The sequence below is a fragment of the Cohnella baijiui genome (assembly GCF_020731285.1).
Lineage (GTDB): Bacteria > Bacillota > Bacilli > Paenibacillales > Paenibacillaceae > Cohnella.
This window is the reverse complement of the sequence record NZ_JAJFOW010000339.1, coordinates 1-239: the sequence shown is the minus strand read 5'-3', so window position 1 is coordinate 239 and position 239 is coordinate 1. Positions and strand designations below refer to the sequence as shown.

The 239-nt window shown below is 46.0% G+C and carries 1 protein-coding gene; it reads right to left on the bottom strand.

Translation table 11 applies throughout. The features are described from left to right. Positions 1 to 24: 24 nt before the first annotated feature. Positions 25 to 239, bottom strand: a 215-nt coding sequence (locus LKX83_RS32870; RefSeq protein WP_227887483.1) for a hypothetical protein, incomplete at its 5' end; no start/stop codon positions are given.

Below are 239 nucleotides of genomic sequence, written 5' to 3'. Positions count from 1 at the left end.
CAGGCATTACAAGACCTCCCTATACTATTGAATGCCCTGCGGCGGATGCTGGTGTTGATTCAACATCTGGCAGAGAAGCTGATGATTTTTTTGATGGCGAACTGCCATTTGTCCGCACACATCCTTAAGTTCTGCGGTAATCGTCTGAGCTGATGCATTCATATATGTCTCACACAGCATGGCTTCTTGGCTCATTCGTGCTTCTATCTGCAATAGCTCAATGGAAGTTAACGGTTCCA